25 protein-coding genes are annotated in these 23561 nt (G+C 70.9%); 16 read left to right on the plus strand and 9 right to left on the minus strand.

What is annotated here, in order from left to right; translation table 11 throughout:
• The first annotated feature begins 14 nt into the window (after positions 1-14).
• The 5 genes from prcA (at position 15) to Q0Z83_RS02815 (ending at position 4758) form a co-directional block, all read left to right on the plus strand.
• On the plus strand, positions 15-818 hold the full coding sequence (gene prcA, locus Q0Z83_RS02795) for a proteasome subunit alpha (RefSeq protein ID WP_317792184.1): 804 nt from the start codon (positions 15-17) through the stop codon (positions 816-818).
• Between the two features lie 108 nt (positions 819-926).
• Positions 927-2285: a Pup--protein ligase gene (gene pafA / locus Q0Z83_RS02800; RefSeq protein WP_106320375.1), complete on the plus strand. Its 1359-nt coding sequence runs from the start codon at positions 927-929 to the stop codon at positions 2283-2285.
• 70 nt (positions 2286-2355) lie between these two features.
• Positions 2356-2556 (plus strand): hypothetical protein, encoded by a 201-nt coding sequence (locus Q0Z83_RS02805; protein ID WP_317792185.1) that lies wholly within the window; start codon positions 2356-2358, stop codon positions 2554-2556.
• Positions 2557-2605: 49 nt separating this feature from the next.
• Entirely contained in the window at positions 2606-3256 is a 651-nt protein-coding gene (locus Q0Z83_RS02810) for an O-methyltransferase (protein WP_317792186.1), read from the plus strand.
• 62 nt (positions 3257-3318) lie between these two features.
• On the plus strand, positions 3319-4758 hold the full coding sequence (locus Q0Z83_RS02815; RefSeq protein WP_317792187.1) for a sensor domain-containing diguanylate cyclase: 1440 nt from the start codon (positions 3319-3321) through the stop codon (positions 4756-4758).
• Positions 4759-4776: 18 nt separating this feature from the next.
• On the opposite strand, the gene Q0Z83_RS02820 is transcribed toward Q0Z83_RS02815, so the two are convergent.
• Positions 4777-5859, minus strand: coding sequence for a DUF3866 family protein (locus tag Q0Z83_RS02820; RefSeq protein WP_317792188.1), 1083 nt, complete (start codon positions 5857-5859; stop codon positions 4777-4779).
• A 10-nt stretch (positions 5860-5869) separates the two neighbouring features.
• Positions 5870-6835 carry a cation diffusion facilitator family transporter gene (locus Q0Z83_RS02825; RefSeq protein ID WP_317792189.1) on the minus strand — a complete coding sequence of 322 codons (966 nt, stop codon included), beginning with the start codon at positions 6833-6835 and terminating at the stop codon, positions 5870-5872.
• 67 nt (positions 6836-6902) lie between these two features.
• On the opposite strand from Q0Z83_RS02825, the gene Q0Z83_RS02830 reads away from it, so the two are divergent.
• The 7 genes from Q0Z83_RS02830 to Q0Z83_RS02860 all read left to right on the plus strand — a co-directional run bounded on the left by Q0Z83_RS02830 (position 6903) and on the right by Q0Z83_RS02860 (position 11742).
• On the plus strand, positions 6903-7892 hold the full coding sequence (locus Q0Z83_RS02830; RefSeq protein WP_317792190.1) for a helix-turn-helix transcriptional regulator: 990 nt from the start codon (positions 6903-6905) through the stop codon (positions 7890-7892).
• On the plus strand, positions 7889-8878 hold the full coding sequence (locus Q0Z83_RS02835; RefSeq protein WP_317792191.1) for a helix-turn-helix transcriptional regulator: 990 nt from the start codon (positions 7889-7891) through the stop codon (positions 8876-8878). Before Q0Z83_RS02830 ends, Q0Z83_RS02835 begins: the two co-directional genes overlap by 4 nt.
• 16 nt (positions 8879-8894) lie before the next feature.
• Entirely contained in the window at positions 8895-9137 is a 243-nt protein-coding gene (locus Q0Z83_RS02840) for a hypothetical protein (RefSeq protein ID WP_317797015.1), read from the plus strand.
• Positions 9138-9269: 132 nt separating this feature from the next.
• Positions 9270-9623 carry a Sec-independent protein translocase subunit TatA gene (gene tatA, locus Q0Z83_RS02845; RefSeq protein ID WP_317792192.1) on the plus strand — a complete coding sequence of 118 codons (354 nt, stop codon included), beginning with the start codon at positions 9270-9272 and terminating at the stop codon, positions 9621-9623.
• A 9-nt stretch (positions 9624-9632) separates the two neighbouring features.
• A complete protein-coding gene (gene tatC / locus Q0Z83_RS02850) occupies positions 9633-10598 on the plus strand; it encodes a twin-arginine translocase subunit TatC (RefSeq protein WP_317792193.1) in 966 nt (321 codons plus the stop codon).
• Between the two features lie 14 nt (positions 10599-10612).
• Positions 10613-11509, plus strand: coding sequence for a YegS/Rv2252/BmrU family lipid kinase (locus Q0Z83_RS02855; RefSeq protein ID WP_378078965.1), 897 nt, complete (start codon positions 10613-10615; stop codon positions 11507-11509).
• 41 nt (positions 11510-11550) lie between these two features.
• Complete coding sequence (locus tag Q0Z83_RS02860; protein WP_317792194.1) at positions 11551-11742, plus strand: hypothetical protein; 192 nt, start codon at positions 11551-11553, stop codon at positions 11740-11742.
• On the opposite strand, the gene Q0Z83_RS02865 is transcribed toward Q0Z83_RS02860, so the two are convergent.
• Positions 11733-12521, minus strand: a complete 789-nt coding sequence (locus Q0Z83_RS02865; RefSeq protein ID WP_317792195.1) for an HAD family hydrolase — start codon at positions 12519-12521, stop codon at positions 11733-11735. The two genes, Q0Z83_RS02860 and Q0Z83_RS02865, sit on opposite strands and share 10 nt — an antisense overlap.
• 44 nt (positions 12522-12565) lie before the next feature.
• Here Q0Z83_RS02865 and Q0Z83_RS02870 point away from each other — a divergent pair, with 44 nt between their 5' ends.
• The 3 genes from Q0Z83_RS02870 to Q0Z83_RS02880 all read left to right on the plus strand — a co-directional run bounded on the left by Q0Z83_RS02870 (position 12566) and on the right by Q0Z83_RS02880 (position 16685).
• On the plus strand, positions 12566-15319 hold the full coding sequence (locus tag Q0Z83_RS02870) for a DEAD/DEAH box helicase (protein ID WP_317792196.1): 2754 nt from the start codon (positions 12566-12568) through the stop codon (positions 15317-15319).
• A 200-nt stretch (positions 15320-15519) separates the two neighbouring features.
• Complete coding sequence (locus Q0Z83_RS02875) at positions 15520-16353, plus strand: ATP-binding protein (RefSeq protein WP_317792197.1); 834 nt, start codon at positions 15520-15522, stop codon at positions 16351-16353.
• The gene (locus Q0Z83_RS02880; RefSeq protein WP_317792198.1) at positions 16350-16685 is read left to right on the plus strand and encodes an STAS domain-containing protein; all 336 of its coding nucleotides are present in this window, start codon (positions 16350-16352) and stop codon (positions 16683-16685) included. The genes Q0Z83_RS02875 and Q0Z83_RS02880 overlap by 4 nt, the downstream gene beginning before the upstream one ends.
• A gap of 25 nt (positions 16686-16710) precedes the next feature.
• Here the strand turns inward: Q0Z83_RS02880 and Q0Z83_RS02885 are convergent, their stop codons facing one another.
• From Q0Z83_RS02885 to Q0Z83_RS02895, 3 genes are read right to left on the minus strand one after another with little or no spacing between them, the layout of a single operon-like run.
• On the minus strand, positions 16711-17484 hold the full coding sequence (locus tag Q0Z83_RS02885) for a hypothetical protein (RefSeq protein ID WP_317792199.1): 774 nt from the start codon (positions 17482-17484) through the stop codon (positions 16711-16713).
• Positions 17485-17505: 21 nt separating this feature from the next.
• Positions 17506-17895: a VOC family protein gene (locus tag Q0Z83_RS02890; RefSeq protein WP_317792200.1), complete on the minus strand. Its 390-nt coding sequence runs from the start codon at positions 17893-17895 to the stop codon at positions 17506-17508.
• A gap of 9 nt (positions 17896-17904) precedes the next feature.
• Entirely contained in the window at positions 17905-19629 is a 1725-nt protein-coding gene (locus tag Q0Z83_RS02895; RefSeq protein WP_317792201.1) for an AMP-dependent synthetase/ligase, read from the minus strand.
• A 90-nt stretch (positions 19630-19719) separates the two neighbouring features.
• Here Q0Z83_RS02895 and Q0Z83_RS02900 point away from each other — a divergent pair, with 90 nt between their 5' ends.
• On the plus strand, positions 19720-20502 hold the full coding sequence (locus Q0Z83_RS02900) for an inositol monophosphatase family protein (protein WP_317792202.1): 783 nt from the start codon (positions 19720-19722) through the stop codon (positions 20500-20502).
• Positions 20503-20513: 11 nt separating this feature from the next.
• Here Q0Z83_RS02900 and Q0Z83_RS02905 read toward each other — a convergent pair whose 3' ends face one another.
• From Q0Z83_RS02905 to Q0Z83_RS02915, 3 genes are read right to left on the minus strand one after another with little or no spacing between them, the layout of a single operon-like run.
• The gene (locus Q0Z83_RS02905) at positions 20514-21164 is read right to left on the minus strand and encodes an FHA domain-containing protein (protein ID WP_317792203.1); all 651 of its coding nucleotides are present in this window, start codon (positions 21162-21164) and stop codon (positions 20514-20516) included.
• On the minus strand, positions 21164-22429 hold the full coding sequence (locus Q0Z83_RS02910; protein WP_317792204.1) for a vWA domain-containing protein: 1266 nt from the start codon (positions 22427-22429) through the stop codon (positions 21164-21166). The genes Q0Z83_RS02905 and Q0Z83_RS02910 overlap by 1 nt, the downstream gene beginning before the upstream one ends.
• A 12-nt stretch (positions 22430-22441) precedes the next feature.
• The gene (locus tag Q0Z83_RS02915; RefSeq protein WP_317792205.1) at positions 22442-23560 is read right to left on the minus strand and encodes a PP2C family protein-serine/threonine phosphatase; all 1119 of its coding nucleotides are present in this window, start codon (positions 23558-23560) and stop codon (positions 22442-22444) included.
• Between the last annotated feature and the right edge of the window lies 1 nt (position 23561).

The raw sequence follows: 23561 nt of genomic DNA on the forward strand, positions 1-23561 counted from the left end.
AGAGGTAGCCACCCGTGGCCATGCAGTTCTACGCATCACCCGAGCAGGTCCAGCGGGACCGTTCGGAGTACGCCCGCAAGGGCATCGCCCGCGGCCGGTCGGCCGTGGTGCTCACCTACGAGGGCGGCATCCTCCTGGTCGCCGAGAACATCACCACCCTGCGGAAGATCAGCGAGATCTACGACAAGATCGCGTTCGCGGCCGTCGGGCGGTACAACGAGTTCGAGGCGCTGCGGCGCGGCGGTGTGCGGATGGCCGACATGGTCGGCCTGAGCTACGACCGGCGGGACGTGACCGGCCGGGCGCTGGCCAACACGTACACCCAGACGCTCGGCGCGATCTTCTCCGAGACGCAGAAGCCGTACGAGGTGGAGATCTGCGTCGCGCAGGTCGGCGCGACGCCGGCCGCGGACGAGCTGTACCGGATCACCTACGACGGTTCGGTCATGGACGAGCCGGGCTTCATGGCCATGGGCGGCCAGGCCGAGGCGATCGGCAACGTGCTGCGCGACCGGCACGACGCGACGGCCGAGCTGACCGTGGCGCTGGCCCTGGCGTCGGAGGCGCTGGGCAGCGTCGGTGGGGAGAACGGCCAGGCCCGCCAGCTGACCGACAAACAGCTTGAGGTGGCCGTGCTGGACCGGCGGCGGCCGGGCCGGGCGTTCCGCCGGATCTCCGGCGCCGCTCTGACGACCCTGCTCGGGCACGAGTCGGTGTCGGAGGCGGACCTGGGTGAGGTCGACGCCGCCCCGCCCGCGCCGGCCGAGGGCAAGCCCACCGAGTCGGCGGCCTCGGAGACGGACGACACCCAGAAGTAGGGTTCGCGCGACGATTGCGGGGCGTGGTCATCATGACCACGCCCCGCAATCATGGAAAGGGCCGGTTGTGGGTGCCGCTGAACCGGTTTCTGCCGGTAGTGTTCTGACATGGAACGGCGAATTTTCGGCCTCGAGACCGAGTACGGAGTCACGTGCACCTATCGGGGGCAGCGGCGGCTGTCGCCGGACGAGGTGGCCCGCTACCTGTTCCGCCGAGTGGTCTCCTGGGGACGCAGCAGCAACGTGTTCCTTCGCAACGGCGCCCGCCTCTACCTCGATGTCGGTTCCCACCCTGAGTACGCGACCCCCGAGTGCGACTCCGTCACCGATCTGGTCGCCCACGACCGGGCCGGCGAGCGGATCCTGGAGGGCCTTCTCGTCGACGCGGAGAAGCGTCTGCACGACGAGGGCATCGCGGGGGAGATCTACCTCTTCAAGAACAACACCGACTCCGCCGGCAACTCGTATGGCTGCCACGAGAACTATCTGGTGAGCCGGCACGGTGAGTTCGGCCGTCTCGCCGACGTGCTCATCCCGTTCCTGGTGACCCGCCAGCTGATCTGCGGCGCCGGCAAGGTGCTGCAGACGCCCCGGGGTGCGGTGTTCTGCCTGTCGCAGCGCGCCGAGCACATCTGGGAGGGCGTCTCCAGCGCGACGACCAGGTCCCGGCCGATCATCAACACCCGCGACGAGCCGCACGCCGACGCCGAGCGCTACCGGCGCCTGCACGTGATCGTCGGCGACTCGAACATGAACGAGGTCACCACCCTGCTGAAGGTGGGCTCGGCCGACATCGTGCTCCGCATGATCGAGGCGGGCGTGGTGATGCGCGACCTGACCCTGGAAAACCCGATCCGGGCGATCCGCGAGGTCAGCCACGACGTCACCGGCCGCCGCAAGATCCGCCTGGCCAACAACAAGGAGGTCTCCGCGCTGGAGATCCAGCAGGAGTACCTGGCGAAGGCGACCGAGTTCGTCGAGCGGCGCGGCGGCGACCCGGTCGCCAAGCGGGTCGTCGAGCTGTGGGGCCGCGTGCTCAACGCGATCGAGTCGGAGAACCTCGACCCGGTCGCGCGCGAGATCGACTGGGTGTCGAAGTACAAGCTGATCGAGCGTTACCAGGCCAAGCACGAGATCCCGATGTCGCACCCGCGGATCGCGCAGCTCGACCTCGCCTACCACGACGTGCGCCGTGGCCGTGGCCTCTACGCCCTGATGGAGAAGCGTAAGACGGTCGACCGGATCGCCAACGACCTGCAGATCTTCGAGGCGAAAGAGACACCGCCGCAGACCACCCGGGCCCGGCTGCGTGGCGAGTTCATCAAGCACGCCCAGGAGAAGCGGCGCGACTTCACCGTCGACTGGGTGCATCTGAAGCTCAACGACCAGGCGCAGCGCACGGTCCTCTGCAAGGACCCGTTCCGTGCCTACGACGAGCGGGTGGAGCGACTGATCGCGAGCATGTGACCGGCCGGCCGGCGCACACCCGACCACGGGGTGGGCGCCGGCCACCGGTGACGGCTAGGCTGGCCCCGCTATGAGGACACCTGACCTGCCTGAACCCAACGAACGCACCGAGGCCGAGGCCCGGCTGAACCGGCTGGACCGCCGCCGGGCGAAGATCCGGGCCGAGATCGAGCAGAATCGCGAGGGCAACCATCGGGTGCCGACGTGGGTGCTCGCCCTGATCCTGCTCCTGCTCATCGGCGGTTGGGCCTACCTGATCTTCAGCGGGTGAAAACCGCCGGGGCAGACGCGGGTGCCTGGTTTGCGGAAAGCTGTCCGGTATGGCTGACATCATCGATCCCGCCGTCGGCGATTATCTGCTGACCCACTGCACACCCGCCGATGACGTGCTGCGGGACCTGGCCGCCGAGACGTGGGCGAAATTCCCGCCCGGCGCCGCCGGAATGCAGGTCTCGCACGACGAGGGCGCCCTGCTCACCATGCTGGTGCGGCTCACCGGCGCGACCAACGCGGTCGAGGTGGGCACCTTCACCGGTTACTCATCGATCTGCATCGCCCGTGGCCTGCGACCGGGTGGACGATTGCTGGCCTGCGACGTCTCCGAGGAGTGGACGTCGGTGGCGCGCGACTACTGGCAGCGGGCCGGGCTGACCGACCGGATCGACCTGCGGATCGCCCCCGCCCTGGCCACCCTGCGGGCGCTGCCGGCCGACCCGGTGATCGACTTCGTGTTCGTCGACGCCGACAAGACCGGCTACCCGGACTACTACGACGAGCTGGTGCCCCGGCTGCGTCCCGGCGGCCTGATGGTCCTCGACAACGTGCTGCGGGGCGGGCGGGTCCTCGACCCGAGCGACGAGTCGGACCACGCGGTCGCCGGTCTCAACGACCGGATCGTCACCGACGACCGGGTCGAGTCGGTGATGCTGCCGGTCCGCGACGGGGTCACCCTGATCCGCCGGCGCGACTGAACAACCCGTTCGTACCCGGGCGGTCACCCGCGCCGGCCCCATCCTGCCGTCTCCTGATAGGCGTGTCGGAACAGCGCGTGCGGGCCGGACGGACCGCGACGATCTTCGCGGCGATGGCGGCTCTCGCCATCGCCGCGTACCAGTTCCTGCCCGACGAGATGTGGTGGCGCACCGCCTGGCAGGTCGGGGTCGGGTGGGCCGGCGTCGCGGCGCTGCTGATCGGCGCCCACCGGCTGCCCCGCCCGGAACGGCTGCCCTGGTGGCTGTTCGCGGCCGGCGTGTTCAGCAACTCCACGGGCATCGCCGTCGCCGACATCGCGGAGGCCTGGTACGGGCTGGTCGACATGCCCACCCCGGCCGACCCGTTCTTCCTCGGCCTCTATCCGACGTGCGCCGCCGCTCTGGCCATTCTGATCCGACGCCGCGACGCACGGTCGGACTGGGCGGCCCTGGTCGACGCGGCCACCATCACCACCGGGTTCGGCCTGCTCGCCTGGGTGTACGTGATCGCGCCGGTGAACCTCGGCGACTCGATGGACCGGCTGGCACACGCGACGCAGGTGGCGTACCCGATCGGTGATCTTCTGTTGATCCCGATGACCACCAGGCTGCTGCGCGCCGGTGGCAGTCGGGGCGCCCCGTTCTGGTGGATCACCGGTTCGCTGACCGCCTTCCTGCTCGGCGACAGCGCCTGGGTGGTGCTCGACGACATGGGCGACACCGGAGAGGCGCTGCTCGAGGTGCCGCGCTTCACCACCGGCCTGGAATCGGTGTTCCTCGTCGGGTTCGTGCTGTTCGGTGTGGCCTGCCTGCACCAGGGCGCCCGCGAGATGACGGCGCCCGCCGACGCGCGGCCCGCCGGGCTCGGCAAGGGCCTGCTCGCGCTGCTCGCCGGTGCCTCGCTGATCGCCCCGGCGGTCCTCGCCGCACAGACCGCCACCGGCGAGGTCGCCGACGGGTGGAGCATCGCGGCCTGCTCGGCGGTCCTGTTCCTGCTGGTCGTGACGCGGATGGCGCTGCTCATCAGGCACGTCGAACGGCAGGCCGACCGGGTCCGGGAACTGGCCCGCTCGGACGAGCTCACCGGCCTGCCGAATCGACGTGCCTGGAACGACGAGCTGCCCCGCGCCCTGGAACGGGCCCGCCGCAACAGCGAGCCGGTGGCCGTCGCCATCCTCGACCTCGACCACTTCAAGCGGTACAACGACACCTACGGCCACCCGGCCGGTGACCAGCTGCTCAAGGCGGCCAGCGCGGCCTGGCACGCGGCGTTGCGCGACGTCGACGTGATCGCCCGGTTCGGCGGCGAGGAGTTCGTGGTGCTGCTGCCGGCCGCCGGGGCCGGCGACGCCCGCCGGGCGATGACCCGCGCGCTGGCGGCCACCCCGCTCGGGCAGACCTTCTCCGACGGGCCGGCCGTCTGGGACGGTGTGGAAGACCTCCGACGAGTTGCTCGGACGGGCCGACGCGGCGCTCTACGCGGCGAAGGCGGCCGGTCGTGACCGGGTCGAGGTCGCCGCTCAGACCAGCAGACTCGCCGCGTGACGGCCGGCCACCGCGGCGGTCAGGAAGTAGGCGTGGTCCTGGTCCAGCTTGCGACCCATCGTCGACAGTGGCACCGGGCAGTTCCGCAGCGCCTCGTCCAGACCCTCGACGGGCACGCGGACGATGCGGTGCCTCGCGGCCAGCGGCGCGAGCACGGCGTCGACCTCGGCGCCGAGCGGTTGCGGCAGGCGGTCCGGCACCGGCAGGTCGGCGGAGACGAGAGCGACCTTTCCGTACGCCGTGAGGCTGTGATGTGACACCCCGCGGTGCCGCTCCCGACCGTCGCCGTCGGAGATCCGCAGCGAGCCCACCGGCCGCCCGCCCAGCACGGTGATCGCGTTCACCGCCTCGCCCAGCGCCACCCCGGAGAAACCCCAGGTCGTGCCGGTCCCCAGATTGCCCGGCCCCTGCGCCACGATGGTCACGTCGGCGTGCAGCACGTGTCGGGTGGCCAGCAGCCCGGTGTGCACCGTGCTCGCCTCCAGGTCGCCGCCGAACGCCTGGCCGGTGGTGACCGTGCCGACGAGGTGCCCGCGCAGCCCGTCCAGCGTGCGGGAGAACCAGGCCGGCAGTGCCCCGCCGTCGGTCATCAGATACGCCACCCGGGCGGCCGGCCGGTCGGCGTGGATCCCGGCCAGGATCGCCGGCAGCGCCGAATGCAGGTCGGCCGTGACCACCGGCATGCCCTCGATCGACTCGGCGGCGGCCAGAACCGCCCGATGGGGGGACGCTTCCTCGTCGACGCCGAGCCGGATCGGCTGCAGCGGCGTGTACCGCGCTTTCACCAGGTGGCCCGCGTCGCGGCTGGAACCGTCGTCGGCCGGGTCGGCGGGCAGCCGGTCCGGGATCGCCACCACCAGCGCGTAACCGCCGGTACCCAGGCCCATCACCAGCGCACCCACGTTGAGCAGCACCCGGTCACCGGGCTCGGGGACACCGACCAGATCGGGGTACGCCAGCGCGCGCACCGGCCCGTCGGCGGTCACCACGTCCAGCTCGACGGCGCCGTGCCAGCTCCGTCGTACCGCCTGGACCGTTCCGGACCGCCATCGCACCATGGCCGCGACCCTATCCGCCGCTCGCCGACCGTACCCCCGTCGGGTCCGCTGTTGCCCGGGTCGGGTCCAGGAAGACGTAGCGAATCTCCGGGAACGTCTCCCGCAGCCGTCGTTCCGCCTCGTCGCACGCCGTCTCGATCACGACGGCCGGCACGTCGTCGGCGAAGTCGACCTTCGCCGCGACCAGGATGCCGCCCGGCCCGAGCCGCATGGTGAGCAGCGTCGGCACCGACGTCACCACCTCGATGCCGGCCAGGTCGGCGGCGATCCGGTCGTACATCCGCTGCGGCACCGCCTGCCCGACCAGCAACGACGCGTTGCTGTGCCCCAGCACCACGGCCACCACCAGCAGGAGCAGGCCGATCAGGATCGACGCGACGCCGTCCCACATCTCCGAGCCGGTCACCTGGGCCAGACCGAGCCCCGCGGCGGCCAGCAGCAGACCGGTCAGCGCCGCGAGATCCTCGAAGAACACCGCCTTCACGGTGGTGTCCGAGGTGTGCCGCAGATAGCCGCCGAGCGTGGTGTCCCACCGGCGGGCCGCCCCGCGCACCTGTTTCAGCGCCTTGGCGAACGAGACACTCTCGGCCACGAACGCGACCGCCAGCACGAGGTACGACGCCAGGTAGTTCCCGGTGTGCTCGCCCTCGAGGATCGTCATCACACCGTGGTAGATGGAGAACCCGGCCCCGGCGACGAACATGAAGATCGCGGCGATGAACGCCCAGACCCAGCTCTCCTTGCCGTACCCGAACGGGTGTTGTTCGTCGGCCGGTTTGGCGCCCCGCCGCAGAGCCACGTAGAGGAACACCTCGGTCACGGTGTCGGCCAGCGAGTGCGCGGCCTCGGACAGCATCGCCGCCGAACCGGAGATCAGGCCGGCGACCAGCTTCGCCACCGCGATCGCGAGATTGGCGGCACCGGCGACCAGTACGGTGCCGACGCTCTCGGACTCAGGAGTCTCAGGGGTGCTCACGAGGGTGGTCTCCCCCGGCACCGTGACGGATAACCGTCGGCCCGGGGCGCCTGCTAGCGTTGCGGCCGTGTCGCGCACTCGTACCGAGCGCCTGGTAAACCTGGTCATCTGCCTCCTGTCCACGCGACGGTTCCTCACCGCCGCGCAGATCGCCGCGACCGTGCCCGGTTACGAGCACGACCCGTCGGACCCACGCGATCACGAGGCGTTCCAGCGCAAGTTCGAGCGGGACAAGGCCGAGCTGCGTGATCTGGGCGTGCCGCTGGAGACCGGGACGGCCAGCATCTTCGACCAGGAGCCCGGCTACCGGATCGCGCAGCGGGAGTACGCGCTGCCCGACATCCTTCTCGAACCGGACGAGGCCGCCGCCGTCGGCATCGCCGCCCGATTGTGGCAGCACGCCGGGCTGGCCGCCGCCGCCTCGTCCGGCCTGGCCAAACTCCGCGCCGCCGGGGTCGAGGTGGACCCGCAGGCCACCCTCGGGGTGGAGCCGGTGGTCACCGTCGACCCGGCATTCGGGCCGCTCACCTCGGCCGCCCGGGAGCGCCGCGCGGTCACCTTCAAGTACCGGGTGCCCGAGGTCGACGAGCCGAGCACCCGCCGCCTAGAACCGTGGGGTGTGGTCTGCTGGCGCGGCCGGTGGTATGTGGTGGGTCACGACCGTGACCGCGACGCCACCCGCTGCTTCCGGCTGTCCCGGATCGTCGGTGACGTCCGCGCCACCGGCCGGGGCGACGCTTTCGAACCGCCCGCCGGTGCCGACCTGATCAGCCACGTGGCCCGCTCCTCGGGCCCGATCGCCCGCAACGGCCGGGCCACCGTCACGGTCCGCCACGGCCGGGCCGCCGGGTTGCGCCGGCTGGCCGCCGACGTCACTCCCGGCCCGGACGGCGACCGGCTGACCATCGTCTACGGCGACGTCGACTGGCTGGCCTCGCGGATCGCCGGATATGGGCCGGACGCCCGCGCCGACGGCCCGCCCGAGCTGCGCGACGCCGTCGTTCAACACCTCAAGGAACTCATCACCAGACACGAGATCCCGGCGGTGACGGCATGAGCGCGGTGCGCACGCCCTCCGGTGACCGGCTCGGGCGACTGCTGAACCTGGTGCCCTACCTGCTGGCCCGGCCTGGCATCCTGATCTCCGAGGCGGCCGCCGACCTGGGCGTCACCGACAAGCAGTTGCGGGAGGATCTGGAGCTGCTCTGGGTGTGCGGGCTGCCCGGTTACGGCCCCGGCGACCTGATCGACATGGCCATCGACGGCGACCACGTGACGATCAGCCACGACGCCGGCATGGACAAGCCGCTGCGCCTCAACCCGGACGAGGCGCTCGCCCTGGTGGTGGCGCTGCGGATGCTCGCCGAGACACCCGGGATCGGCACCCGTGACGCCATCGAGCGGGCCCTCGCCAAGATCGAGAGTGCGGCCGGTGACCTGGCCGACGCCCCGGTCGCGGTCCGGCTCCCGGCGAACCAGAAGAAGCTCGCCGCGGTCCGCGCCGCGGTCGACTCCGGTCACGCGCTGCGGCTCACCTACTACACCGCGGCCCGCGACGAGACCACCGACCGGGTCATCGACCCGATGCGGATGCTGATGGTCGGCGGCTTCAACTACCTGGAGGCCTGGTGTCGTCGGGCCGAGGCGACCCGGATGTTCCGGATCGACCGGATCGACGGGTTCACCGAGCTGGACGAGCCGTCCGCGCCGCCGGTCGAGGCGATCCCGCACGACGTGACCGGCGGCGTCTTCCGACCCGGCCCGGAGCTGCCGCTGGTCACCCTGCGGGTGGGCCGCGGCGGCCGGTGGATCACCGAGTACTACCCGGTCGAGGAGGTGGTCAAGGACAGCACCGAGTGGCTGGTCACGATGCGGGTCACCGACCTCGGCTGGGCGCAGCGCTTCCTCACCGGCCAGGGCCGCGACGTCACCGTGATCGGCCCGCCCGAGCTGCTCGACCGGATCCGGGCGCAGGCCGCGACGGCTCTCGACCAGTACGCCGCGCCGACCGGGCTGGGAGCGGACCCGGTCGCGGGCCGATAGGGTGGGCCGCGTGCTGATGTGGGTCTGGATCGCCGTGGTGGTGATCGCGCTGTTCGTGCTGATCTTCGCCGCGTCCCGGGTGATCGGGCGGCTGCCGGCGTTGCGCCGGGCCGCGGGCAAGCTGGAGAAGCGTCGTGACGAGGCGCTGGTGCTCCAGCAGAGCGCCGAGCGGCTGCAGGTGACGATCCAGGCTCTGCAGGAGCGTGCCGAGCAGGCGCAGGACAAGATCGAGGAGATCAAGGCGGGCCGCGGCCGGTGACGGGCAGTTACCGCCCTGTTGTCCTGGGCTTACCAAGATCATAAGAAACCTGAGGGATCCGCACGGCAAAATCGTCAGGATCCACACGTACGATGGACCCCGCTACCTGATCCGACCGTCTGGAGTCACCCCATGAGCGTCCTCAAGCCATGGCACATCATCGTCCTCGTTGTTGTGCTGATCCTGCTCTTCGGCGCGAAGCGGCTGCCGGACGCGGCGCGCTCCCTCGGCCGTTCGCTGCGGATCATCAAGGCGGAGACCAAGGGCCTGGTCGACGACGACAACAACGTCGCCGAGAAGGCGGAGCCCCAGCACAGCCGCACGCCGCTGCAGGGCGAGGTCCAGCAGCCCTACCAGCCGCAGCCGGGCTACCAGCAGCAGCCGCCGCAGGGTTACCAGCAGCCGCAGCCGGGCTACCAGCAGCCCCAGCCGCAGACTCAGCAGCCGTTCGTGGACCCGGTGCAGCACCGCACCAACGACCGCTGACCCGGGCCGATGGCACTGAGCCTGCGTAAGAAAAAGGGACCCACCAAGTTCCAGCAGGCTTCCGACGGCTCTATGACGCTCATCGAGCACGTCCGGGAGCTGCGTAACCGGCTGTTCTTCGCGTCGCTCGGCATCGTCGCCGGCCTGATCGTCGGTTTCCTCCTCTCCGAGCGGGTCTTCGACCTGCTCGCCGCGCCCTACTGTGGTCTCGACACGTCGTGGACGCTGGGGAAGGTCGGCCAGGGCAAGTGTGACTGGCTGATCCTGGGTGTGGCCGATCAGCTGATCCTGAAGCTGAAGATCGCGCTCTGGCTTGGCCTGATCGTCGGCGCCCCGGTTTGGCTCTACCAACTGTGGGCGTTCATCGCGCCCGGCCTGCATCGGCACGAGCGCAAATGGGCGTATGTGTTCGTCGCGATCGCCGCGCCCCTGTTCATGGGCGGCGCGACGCTGGCCTACTTCGTGGTGAAACACAGCCTCGAATTCATCATGACCGCCGGTGTCCTCGGTCAGACGACGCAGCTGGAGATCACGGCGTATACCGGCTTCGTCACCAGCATGATCATGATCTTCGGGGCGGCGTTCGAGTTTCCGCTGGTCCTGCTGATGCTTAACTTCACCGGCGTGGTCACCGCGTCGCGGCTGCTCAGCTGGTGGCGGACCGTGGTCTTCCTGTCGTTCGCGTTCGCCGCGGTAGCCACGCCCGACCCCGGGCCGTTCGGCATGACCCTGCTGGCCGCCTGCCTCACCCTGCTGTACTTCATCGCCGTCGGGGTGGCCTTCCTCAACGACAAGCGCAAGGGCCGCGGCAAGGAGATCTACGCCGGGCTCGACGACGACGAGATCTCGGAGCTCCCGGAGGAGCGGGTGCCGGTCGGCGCCTCCGATCCGATCGAAGCACCGACCGCGATCGACGCGCCCACCCCGGTGGAGAAACCGCAGTCGATCGAGCGCAGATTCGACGACATGACCTGATCTAATTCGGGATCGTGAACGAATTCATCGCGGTGCTGGCCAACCCCTCGGCGGGGAAGGGCCGGCACCGCGGTCTGCTTCCCGGGGTCGTCGAAGTGCTCGGGACGGCCGGGCGGCCGGTCCGGATCCTCACCGCGGGCAGCGGAATCGAGGCCGAGGAAGCCTGCCATGTCGCCGTCGCGGACGGTGCGGCGGCCGTCGTCGCGGTCGGTGGGGACGGCACGGTGCACCGGGCCCTGCAGTCGGTCGCCGGGCGGGAGGTCGGATTCGGGGTGGTGCCCGCCGGGACCGGCAACGACTTCGCGAGCGCGGTGGGCGTACCGCAGGAGGGGTTGACGGCCGCGGAAGGGATCGCCGCCGCGTTGCGGGATGGCCGGGACCATCGGTTTGATCTCGCCCGGACCCTTGACGCTCACGGTGAGCAACGCTGGTTCTGTGCGGTCCTGGCCGCCGGGTTCGACGCGCTCGTCAACGAGCGGGCCAACCGGATGCGTCGGCCGCGTGGCGCACACCGCTATGACCTGGCGATCCTTTTGGAGTTGGCCAAGGTGCGGGCCCGGACCTACACGCTGACGCTGGACGGCGAGCAGCGCACCTTTCCGGCCGAGATCGTCGCGGTGGGTAACTGTGCGAGTTATGGCGGTGGGATGCGAATGCTGCCCGACGCGGATCCGACCGACGGGCTGCTCGACGTGCTGTTCGCCGCTCCGCTGGGGCGGCTCGACCTGATGCGGCTCAAGCCGCGGCTGCGCCACGGTACCCACGTGCGTGATCCGCGGGTCACCGTGGTGCGGGCGCGCGAGGTTCGCATCGAGGCTGAGGGGATCATCTCGTACGCGGACGGTGAGCGGCTCGGCCCGCTGCCGCTCGAGGTGAGCTGTGTGCCGGGTGCGGTCCGGTTGCTGTGCTGACTCGGCTGTCAGATTCTCCGGGACGGGCCGAACGGTAGGGCATGACGAACACGATCGGCACCCGCGCCACCTCGCTCTTCGGTAACGCCTCCTCGCTGCTGGGCAGCACCAAGGACGCCTTCAAGGCGATGGCCGAGGCCGCCGTCAACACGCAGGGCGACTCGCCCGCGGCGATCGCCGAGACCGCCGCCCGGAAGGGCCGCCGCGGGACCGTCCTGGACCGTTACGCCTGAGGTGCCTGATTCGGCAGGGCCAGGGACAGCACCGCGGAGAGGCCGTTCGGCTTGCCGGCGTCGGCGGCCGGCACGATGTAGGCGGCACAGCCCGCCTTGACCGCTCCCGCGTCAGCCGGTGTGTCGCCGACCATCAGGGTCTGCTCCGCCTCCACGCCGAGCATGCCGCAGGCCCGCCAGAAGATCGCCGGGTCCGGCTTGATCCGCCCGACCTCGTAGCTCAGCGCGAACGCGTCGACCAGTCCGTCCAGCCCCCACGCGGCGAACAGCGGCCGGACGTCGAACGCGATGTTGCTGACCACCGCCACCCTGATCCCGGCCTCGTGCAGTTTGCGCAGGGTCGGTTCGACATCCGGGTACGGCACCCAGCCGTCCGGGACGAGCAACCTCTCATACAGCGCGTCGGCCAGACCCTCCACGTCGGTCGGCACGGTCGCGGCCAGTCCGGTGTAGGCGGCCCGGTGGTTGTGCGCGAAGAGATCACGATCGGCCCAGTGCTCCGCCAGATGCGGTGGAACCCGGTGCGGCAACGGCCCGCCGGCCCGCCCCGCGGTGGTCAGACGGTCGGCCAGGATGGTCGCCTTACCCCGGTCCAGCTGTGCGCCGCACGCGGCCGCCGCGGCGAGAACCCAGCTCAGCGAGTCCTCCACCTGAGCCAGAGTGCCGTGGAAGTCGAACAGCACAGCCTCGACGGGCCGCACCGGATTGGCTGGGGGATTCGAGGCATGCGGCACGTGGTGCACCTTACCGACCCGTGTCGCCGCCCCTGACGGCCCCATAACCGTGCTGCGTTTTGTCATACCCAGGAACTAGCCTTGTGCTCATGACGAGTCCCGCCGAGAAATATTCGGCATCCAAGCGGCGGGCGGCGCGGGTCGCCACCTATCCGGCGCTCGAAGATTTCATGCTCGACGTGGGGTTCGACCTCGACGACTTCCAGCGTGAGGCGTGCGAGGTCCTGGAGCGGGGCAGCGGTGTGCTGGTCTGCGCTCCGACGGGTGCGGGCAAGACCGTGGTCGGCGAGTTCGCGGTGCACCTGGCGCTGCGCTCGGGGGAGCGCAAGTGCTTCTACACCACGCCGATCAAGGCGCTGTCCAATCAGAAATACCATGACCTGGTGTCGCGCTACGGCGCCGACAAGGTGGGTCTGCTCACCGGCGACAATGTGATCAACGGCGATGCCCCGGTGGTGGTGATGACCACCGAGGTGCTGCGCAACATGCTCTACTCCGGCTCCGACCAGCTGCGCAATCTGGCCTACGTGGTGATGGACGAGGTGCACTACCTCGCCGACCGGTTCCGGGGCGCGGTCTGGGAAGAGGTGATCATCCACCTGCCGGCCTCGGTCACGCTCGTCTCGCTGTCGGCGACGGTGAGCAACTACGAGGAGTTCGCCGACTGGCTGGTCACCGTCCGCGGCCAGACCGAGGTGGTGGTCAGCGAGCACCGGCCGGTCCCGCTCTGGCAGCACATGCTGGTCGGGCGCCGGATGTTCGACCTGTTCCACGACGCCGACGCGGCGCGGAAACACGACGTCCACCCCGAGCTGCTGCGCTACACGCGTGAGATGGACCGGCGGATGGAGTTCACCGACCGGGCCGCGTCCGGCTGGCGCGGTGGTCGGGGCAAGCGCTGGCAGCCGCCGCCCCGCGCCGAGGTGGTCGACCGGTTGGAGCGGGCCGGGCTGCTCCCGGCGATCCTGTTCATCTTCAGCCGGGCCGGCTGCGACGCGGCCGTCCAGCAGTGCCTCAACGCGGGCCTACGGCTCACCGACCCCGACGAGCGGGCCGAGATCCGGCGGATCGTGTCGGCCAAGGTGGCGCACCTGCCGGCCGACGACCTGTCGGTGCTGGGCTACTGGGAGTGGCTCGACGGGCTGGAGCGGGGCGTCGCCGCCCACCACGCGGGCATGCTGCCGGTCTTCAAGGAGGCGGTTGAGGAGTGCTTCGTCAAAGGGCTGGTCAAGGCGGTCTTCGCCACCGAGACGTTGGCGCTGGGCATCAACATGCCGGCCCGCTGCGTGGTGCTGGAGCGGCTGGTCAAGTTCAACGGTGAGGCCCACGTCGACCTGACCCCCGGGGAGTACACCCAGCTGACCGGCCGGGCCGGCCGGCGTGGCATCGACGTCGAGGGCCACGCCGTGGTGCTGTGGAGCCCCGACGTCGACCCGCGGCATGTGGCCGGGCTCGCCTCGACCCGTACGTATCCGTTGCGGTCGTCGTTCCGGCCGTCGTACAACATGGCGGTCAACCTGGTCGGCACGGTCGGTGCGGACAAGTCGAGAGAGCTGCTGGAGTCCTCGTTCGCCCAGTTCCAGGCGGACCGTTCGGTGGTCGGCCTGGCCCGGCAGGTGCAGCGCAACGTCGAGACCATGCAGGCGTATGGGGATGACGCCGCCTGCCATCACGGCGACTTCGAGGAGTATTTCGGGCTCCGGGTGGCCATCGCCGACCGGGAGAAGGCGCTGTCTCGTCAGGGTGTCCAGCAGCGCCGTTCGGCCGCCGTCTCGTCGCTGGAGAAACTGCGGATCGGCGACGTGATCCGGGTGCCGCAGGGCCGCCGGGCGGGGCTCGCCGTGGTGCTGGAGCCGGCCGCCGTCGGGTTCGGCGAGCCGCGGCCGCTGGTGCTCACCCAGGACCGGTGGGCCGGCCGGGTCAGCCCCGGCGACTTCGGTGGCGAGGTGGAGGTGCTGGCCCGGGTGCGGGTGCCGCGCAACTTCAACCACCGCGCCCCGGGTGCCCGCCGTGATCTGGCCGCCCAGATCAGCGCGACCGGGCTGGACCGGCATCCGGACCGCCGGCGTAACGGCCGGAGCCGGGCCAACCCCGGTGAGGACGCCGAGGTCGCCCTGCTCAAGGTGCGGTTGCGGCAGCATCCGTGCCACGCCTGCTCGGAGCGGGAGGATCACGCACGCTGGGCCGAGCGCCGGCACCGGCTGCAGCGTGACACCGACGCGCTGCGCGACAAGGTGTCCGGGCGGACCGGGTCGTTGGCCCGCACCTTCGATCAGGTGTGCGCGGTGCTGGCCACGCGCGGCTACCTGTCCGCCGACGGTGAGGTGACCGAGGCCGGTCGGATGCTCGGGCGCATCTGGTCGGAGGCCGATCTGCTGGTCGCCGAGTGCCTGCGCCAGGGGGTGTGGGACGGTCTGGCCCCCGACGAGTTGGCCGCGGCCGTGTCGATGGTGCTCTACGAGTCCCGCCGGGAGGGCGACGACCGGGCGTCGGTGCCGAAGGGTCCGATCAGCGCGGCCGTCGACGCCTGCGCCAAGCTGTGGGGCGAGATCGCCGCCGATGAGAGCGAGCACGGGCTGTCGCTCACCCGTGAGCCCGACCCCGGGTTCGTGTGGCCGATGTTCCGCTGGGCCCGGGGTGAGCCGCTGGCCCGGGTGCTGGCCAGTGGGCATCACGACGCCGACATGCCGGCCGGTGACTTCGTCCGCTGGGCCCGGCAGGTGCTCGACCTGCTCGGTCAGGTGAAGGAGGCGTCGGCGGCGTCGCCGAGCGTCAAGGAGACGGCGCGTAAGGCGATCACCGCGGTCAACCGGGGGGTGCTGGCGCTGCAGAGCGCGTTGTGACCCGGGCCACGTGGCTGCTGCCTGTCCTGTGGGGTGAGCAGCGGCCACCGCCGTCCGGTTCAAGAGCGATCGTCGCGGATGGTGAATCTCCGTTGACGCTGTCATTCGCATGATTCAAGAATTGCGGCGGCGGCATTGACCGGGTTCAACTGTTGTCGCGGCGCACCCGCGAGACACCGGAGGTCCGGGAGTAGGGGAAGATGAGCGCGGGCTCACCGCATCTGATCGGGTGGTCCGGTGACGCGGTGGCGGACTCGGTGCTGGCGGTCATCGACGCGGACACCGCGGTCATCGAGCTCACGGTGTGGGGCGGCTGGGATCGGCGGCTCTCCGCGCAGGCCCGCGTGGTCCTCGACAAATGCCTGGCCGAACACCCCACCGGAGTGATCGTCGACCTCCAGCATCTGCGCGACCCGCACGCGGTGAGCGCCCCACTGTGGCTGACCGCCTGCGCACAGGGTGCCGCCATGGAACCACCGACCGCCATTGCGGTCTGCGTTGCGGCGAACACCCCGTTGGCCCGCCGGCTGCGACGTCTCGGGGCTCGTGACTGGCTGGTGCTGTATGCGACGGTTCCGCAGGCCCGGGCCGCGCTGGCGGGTGGGCATCCGCTGCCCGACCGGGTGCACCTGGCACTGCCGCCCGACCCGGGAGCGGCGTTGCAGGCCCGTTCCCTGGTGACCGAGGCCTGCACCGGCTGGGGTCTCGGCCATCTGTGTGAACGGGCAAGGCTGGTCATTTCCGAGCTGGTGGTGAATGCCGCCGAGCATGCGGGTACCGATATCGAGGTGATCGTGTCGCTGCGCGGCACCGGATCCGGGGCCGCTCTGCATCTGGCCGTCTACGACGGTGACACGGTGCTGCCCCGGGTGCGTGATCCGGTTCCCGGACCGCTCGGGCCGTCGCTGTCCGATCGTGGCCTCGGTCTGCGGATCGTCAGTGCCGCGGCCTCGTCGTGGGGTGCGCTCCCGGCCCGCGGCGGCAAGTTGGTGTGGGCCATCGTCCGTTCCCGGCCGGAGGAGGCACCCTGGTGAGTGCGACCCGGATCGACGGGGCACGCGACGGCGACCGGCTGCTGATCACCCTGCACGGCAGCCTCGACGCGATGTCGGTGGACGCGTTGCAGAGCCAGCTGTACGACCTGACCCGGGTGCACGATCTGATCGGGCTGAGCGATCCGGTCCGGCAGATCCACATCAACGTGGCCGGGGTGGACTTCTGCGATGCGGCCGGGTTGCGGATGCTGGTGGCGGCCCGGCGGGTGGCGGAGTCCCGCCAGGCCACCTGCCACCTGCACGATCCGCAGCCGCACCTGCGCTGGCTGCTGCACGCCACCCGCGCCGCCGACCTCTTCGACGACCCCTGACCGGCGCGCGCCCACCGGCGGGTCGTCAGTTGTAGTAGAAGTCCATCGCCTCGCCGTAGTTCGACGGCTTCTTGATGCCGGACGCCTTGCCGTGGCCGCTCAGGGTGGTCGTCATGTTCAGCGCGCCCTTGCTGTCCTTCAACGACACCTTGATCGACGTGACCCAGCCGCCCGGGTTGGTGGTGGCGGTGAAGGTCGCGTTACCGCCGAACAGCACCGAGATCGCCGGGGTGCCGATCGGTAGGAAGCCCTCGTTGAACCGGTCACCCTCGAAGTCCAGGGTGCCGCTGTACAGGTTCGGTGCGCTGCTCGTGACCGTGTCGACCGCATCGACGAACCGGGACAGCCCGGTCGGATCGGTCATGTCGTACGCGTACAGTGAATCCTTTTTGATCTTCTTGAGGTTGAGGTGGACCCAGGTCTCGCCGTCCTTGGAGCGGGAGTAGAGGTCGGTGCCGACCACGATCCGCTGGGTCGCGCCGTCGCCGGTCACCTTGTACTTCACCGAGATCCGCTTGGCCTTCGGGTCGTAGACGCCGGAGCCGGTGACCTTCTTCGAGTCGGGCACGTCACCGCTGGTGGAGAAGCGGTAGCTGGTGTTCTTCGACTTCTGCAGGGCGGCCATCAGCAGCTCCCGGGCGTCCGGCCCGGTCGGGCTGGGCGAGACCGAGACGGTGGCCGACGGCGACGCGATCGGCGCGGCGACCGGCGCCGGAGTGGACGGGGTGGTGCAACCGCCGACGAGCAGCACGGTGACGGCGGCCAGGACAGGGTGGTACGACTTCAAGACTTCCCCCATGATCGATATGCGGCGGTGAGCCTAATCGATCGACGGCCAGGTCCGCGCGGTGGTTTCGAACAGGTGCTGGTCGCTCTGCACCGGCACGACGCAGAGCAGGTGGCCACCGGGCGCCCGCAACGTCTTGTGACCGCCGTGGTCGGCCACCATGGTCGCGCCGAGCGCCAGCAGCCGCGCCGTCTCGGCCGGCACGTCATCGGTCTCCATGTCGACGTGGTAGCGGGGCGCGTCGTCGACCGACTGCACATCGACGGCCAGGCCCGGCAGCGCTCCGACCAGGGCGATGAACTCCTCCTCACCCGGCACCGGGGTGGCGGTGGCCCCGAACGCGCCGGCCCAGAACGATGCGGCGGCGGGCGTCTCGGCGGAGGGCGTGTCGATGAAGATCCCGAAGAGGCGGCTGCGATGCATGATCGAACCCTACTGGTAGAGACCGTCCAATTGCGACCGGTAGCGCTCCTCGGCGGCCCGGCGGCGGATCTTCATGGACGGGGTGAGGATGCCGCTCTCCACATCGAGGTGGTGGTCGAGGATCACGAACTTCTTGATCGTCTCCCAGGAGTTGAGGCCGCTGTTCAGCTCGTCGACGGCACGGGAGATCTCGGCCCGCACGTCGGACGAGGCCACGAACGCGGCGTAGTCGTCCGAACCAGGCCGTTTCGCCGCCTCGTCGGGATCCAGGTCGATCAGGGCGGTGATGTACTTGCGGTTGTCGCCGTGCACCACGATGTGACCGGCGAGCGGGCACAACGCTTTGAATCGGGCCTCGATCGCCTGCGGTGCCACGTACTTCCCGTTGGAGGTTTTGATCAGGTCCTTCTTGCGGTCGGTGATCCGCAGCGAGCCGCGCTCGGTGATCTCGCCGATGTCGCCGGTGTGCAGCCAGCCGTCGACCAGGACGTCGCCGGAGTCGCGGTGGTGGTAACCGCTCATGATGCCGGGCCCGGACAGCAGGATCTCGCCGTCCTCGGCGATCCGCACCCGGGTGCCGGGCAGGGGGCGGCCGACCGTGCCGTACTCCGGATCGTCCGGCCGGTTGAAGATCGTCGTGGCGCACGACTCGGTCAGACCGTAACCCTCGGCGACCGGCAGCCCGAGCCCGCCGAACCAGGCCGCGATGTCGGGGGACAGGGCGGACGCGCCGGAGATGAAGTAGCGCATCCGGCCGCCGAACCGGGCCCGCACCTTCGCCAGCACCAGCCGGTCGGCCAGCCGGTCACGGTGCCCGGCCTTGATCGCCCACGCGAACAGCCGGCCCTTGAGCCCGCCGCCGACCGTGGCGTTGACCGCGGCATACACCTTCTCGAAGATCCTCGGCACGGCCGGCATGATGGTCGGCCGGACCTCGGCGAGCCGCTGCACGATCCGGCTCACGTCACCGTCGACCGCGAACTCGAACCCGACCGACAGCTGGCAGGCCAGCAGGGCCTTGCCGAACGCGTGCGACAGCGGCAGCCACAGGTAGCCGACGTCGTCCGGTCGCACGATGCCCATCGCCTGGATCGCGAGACCCTGATAGACCCACGCGTCGTGGGCGATCCGGACACCCTTCGGCTTACCCGTGGTACCGGAGGTGTAGATCAGCGTCGCCAGATCCTCGGGCCGGACCGCGGCGGTCGTCCGGTCGACCAGCTGCGCGTCGACGCCGAGCGCGTCCCGGCCGCGGGCGCGCAACTCGGCCAGCTCGCTGATCAGGATCACCTGCTCGACGTGCGGCACCACCCGGGCCCGGCGCGACTCGTCCTCGACGAACGCGAACCGGCTGCCCGAGTCGGTGAGGATGTGCGCCATCTCGTCGGCCGACGACGACGGGTAGACGGTGGTGGTCGCGCCGCCCGCACACATCACCGCGAAATCCGCCTCGATCCACTCGACGCGGGTGGCGGAGACGATCGCGACCCGCTCCTGCGGTCGCAGGCCCATCGCGATCAGGCCGGCGGCGATCTCCCGGACCGCTTGCGCGGTCTCGGCCCAGGTCTGCGGGACCCACGGTCCGTCGCCGGCGTCCGGTGGTCGGCGATAGGCCACTTCATCAGGGGTACGGCCGGCGCGCGCCAGGAACATCGCGCCGAACGACGGCGGGCCGTCCCGCCGCAACTCGGTGAGTAGGGATTCCTCGGCCGCCGGGGCGGTGCACTCGGTCACTCGAACTCCTCGATGGGTGCGGTGATTTTCTCATGAACTCGTCGGCTCAGCCGACCACCCCCGAGCGGCCTCCCGGGCAGGATGGAGTTCGTGGCCGACTACGTTGATGACCTGGAAATCGCCCATGCCGCCGCGCTCGCCGGCGCCGCCGAGGGACTGCGGCACTTCGCGGCCCTGGCCGGCCTGCCCCGCGAGCTGAAACAGGACGGCAGCGTGGTGACCGCGGCCGACCGGGCCGTCGAGGACCGGATCCGCGAGGTGCTGACCGGTGCCCGCCCCGGCGACACCATCCTCGGTGAGGAGCACGGTGAGACCCTCGGTGCCGAGGGCCGCCGGTGGATCATCGACCCGATCGACGGCACCCACCTGTTCGTCGAGGGTGACGACCGCTGGCTGGTGCTGATCGCCCTCGAGGAGCGCGGTGAGATCACCGTCGGTGTCGCGGCGCTGCCCGCCCAGGGGCAGATCTTCTGGGCGGTCCGTGGCGAGGGCGCCCGGCAGGCCGAGGTGGCCGACGGCCGGATCGTCGGCGAGCAGAAGATCACCGTCGCCGGTGGTGGCCCCGCCGACCTGGCGACGAGCCGTCTCGGTGTGGTTCCCGACTGGGACCGGGCCGACGTCGCCGCCCTCATCGACGCCGCCGACGAGCGGCCCTGGTCGCTGCATCCCGGCCTGCTCGTGGCCCGCGGAGACCTGGACGTCGCGGTGCAGACCAGTGGCAAGATCTGGGACTTCGCGGCCACCTCGCTGATCGTCACCGAGGCCGGTGGCGACTATCGCGGACTGGACGGGCGGACCACGCCCGGCCCGGGGGCGTCGCTCTACAGCCGTGACGCTGCGACGGGCGACGCCGCCCTGGCCGTGCTGCGCTGATCACCCGCGGGCTAGGCGGGTGCGTGCAGGGTGATGGTGGTCCAGGCGCCGACATGCACCTGGTCACCGTCCTTCAGGGTGCGGGACTGGCCGGAGCCGAGCGGCTGCTCCTCGTCGTTGATCCAGGTGCCGTTCGACGAACCCACGTCGGAGACCAGCCACGTCCCGTCGGTGCTGAACGTGAACAGCGCGTGGTTGTGCGACACCCCCGGATCGGACGGCTCGGCGCCCAGGTCGATCTCCGGTGAGGTGCCCTTCGACGTGCTGCGCCGCCCGATCCGGACCTGCGGCGGCGCCAGCTCGATCGTCTGCGGGACCGCCCCGGCCGGGAACGCCACGCCCTCGATGTCGTTGAGCGCGAAGTAGTCCGGGTCGGGGACGACCGTCGCCGTCCACGGCCCGGCCGGCGCGGCCACCGGCGGCGGGTCGATCTGCGGGACCCGGCCGGTGCTGTGGTCGTACCCGCAGTCCTCGCAGAATCGGAACGGGCCGCTGCGTGGATAACCGCAGTTGGGGCACTTCTCCTTGACCGGAGCGGCGGGCTGCTCACCGGCCGGGACGGAGATCAGCGAGACGGTCGGGGCGGCGCCGTCGATGCGCGACCCGCATGTGTCGCAGAAGTCGCCCTCGGCCGAGGCGTGACCCTTCGGGCAGGTGAACATCACTGGCCGCGCCCCACCCGCACGGTCTTCGTCGAGCGGGTGTCCAGGGCCATCTCGTCCTCGGCCGCCACCTTGCGGCGCAACCGGACCGTACCGGTCACCGGGTCCTCGATCTCGACCACCTTGGCCAGCAGCTCCTCGGTCGCCTTGTTGCCGCTGGCGTGGGCGAGCTGCGCGGCCCGGCCGAGCTTGATGGTCGCGGTCCGGTCGTCGCCGGCCTCCCGCGCGGCCAGACCGGCCTGGATCGCGTCGGCCAGCTCGGCCTGCCCGGTGTAGTGGGCGACCTGCCGGTTGATCCGGGTGGACAGGGCCGTGTCGTCCGTCCACACCGCCCGGATCAGCCCGCGGGCGTGCTCGGTGTCACCCTCCATGATGTGCACCCGGGCCGCGAGCATCTCGTCGCCCGACGCGCCGGCCGGTACGTCCACGCAGATGTGGTAGTCGCGGCTCTCCTGACCCCACGAGCCGAGCGGATAGCGGCCGGCCCGCGGACCGTCCTCGACCCGCTTGCCGGTCAGGTCGGCGACCTGCGGCTCGACCTGCTTGACGAACCGGACCGAGGCGTTCACCGGGGTCCACACCTTCAGCTGCACGTCGGCCGAGGTCTTGCCCATCGCCGCGGTGATCATCTGCTGGAAGGCGGCGGTCAGCTCGGTCGGGCGGGCCACGATGTCCACCGTGCCGAGCATCTTGTCGGCGATCTTGCGGAGCTCGGCGACCTTCCAGTTCGCGCCGACCCCCCGGCAGTCACAGATGAACTGCTCCTTGATCTGCTCCAGGACGCTGTCCAGGTAGCCGTACCGCTCGCCGTTGTCGCCGTCGGTGAGCAGGATGGCGTGTTTGATGTCGCCCGGCCGCTGCGCGAACAGCTGGGCGGCCAGCAGCAGCCACGCGCCCATCGCGGTGCCGCCGTTGGCCTGCAGACGGTCGATGGACTGGGCGGCCGCGGCCCGGCTCTCCGGCGAGGCGACCGCCAGCTGACCGGGCGCCGGGAAGAGCTGCTGGGCCGTGCTGACCCCGGCGATGATGGCGAAGTTGACGCCGTCGTCGAGGCACTCGACGGCGGCCTTGGCGGCCTGGCGGGCGGCTCCGATCCGGCCCTCGGCCTGCATCGACCCGGACGCGTCGACGATGATGATCTCGGTCGCGCCACCGGTACGGCGGCCGCCCTCGCCACCTGTCGAGGTGACCGTCACGATCGCGTTGACTTCGCTCGCACCCAGGGCGAGGTACTCGTTCTGGAAGGCCTCGGCGGTGTACGACACTCTCGGGACTCCTTACGCGTTGGTGGTGTCGAGGTCGATGGTCTCGGGCTCCGGTGCGGTGACCGCCGGACGGACCGGGATCACCGCGACCGTGATGTTGTCGGCGCCGCCGGCCGCGTTCGCGTACGCGACCATCGCCCGTGCCGCACCGAGCAGGCTGTTCGCCGACGTCAGGCACTCCCTGACGAGGTCGCCGAACTCGGCCGGGTCGACCAGGTAGTTCCACAGGCCGTCACTGCACAGCAGCAGGTGCCCCGGCTCGGTCGCGGTGAACGACCGCACCCGCGGCCGGACCGGACCGGCGTCGGCGCCCAGCCAGGCGGTGATGGCGTGCGCCTTCGGATCGTTCATCGCGCTCACCGGGTCGGCGCCCATCGCGATCACGTGGGTGGCCCACGAGTCGTCCTCGGTGAGCTGCTCGGCCGGCCCCTCCGCGCCGAGCCAGTAGACCCGGCTGTCGCCGACCCAGCCGTAGCCGACGTGCGGCCCGCGGACCGCCGCGGCCACGATCGTGCAGGCCGGGTTCGCGGCGGCCCGACGCGGGTCGCCGGTGTGCGCCAGCGAGGCGACCGCGGCGGCCGCCCCGGTGATGGCGTGCGCGACCGCGCCGGCCAGCCCGACCGCGCCCGGCGGCCGTTCCAGGCTCTCCAGATCGACGGTCTCGTCCGGGTTCTCGGCGACGAACGGGACGTCCGGGTGCCGGGCGCCGGCCAGCAGCTCACCGGCCGCGCGGACCGCGACGTCGGAGGCCGCGTCCGGGTCGAACGAGGCCGACACCCCGTCCGAGACCACCACGTCGGCGGCGTCGTCACCGACGGCCAGCCACATGGCGTCCTCGTTGCGGTGGTGGCGGCGGCCACGGTCGCTCACCGCCGCTCCGGAGACGCCGCCGTCGGCCTCCAGATGATCACGGGACCGGCCGGCCATCATGCCGCACTCCTCGCAGTACCCGTCGTCGCCCACGGAGCCCGCCGCTCCGCACCGCACGCAGTCCTTGCGAGCCGTCGCCGGCGGTTCGGCGGCGATCTCCGGGACCGGCGGTTCGGCGAGCCTACGCCCGCACACCTCACAGAAGGTAGCGCCGGAGGCCAGCTCGTCCTCACAGGAGGCACAGTCGGTCGTCAGGGTCATG

The organism is Actinoplanes sichuanensis, assembly GCF_033097365.1.
GTDB classification, from domain to species: Bacteria; Actinomycetota; Actinomycetes; order Mycobacteriales; family Micromonosporaceae; genus Actinoplanes; species Actinoplanes sichuanensis.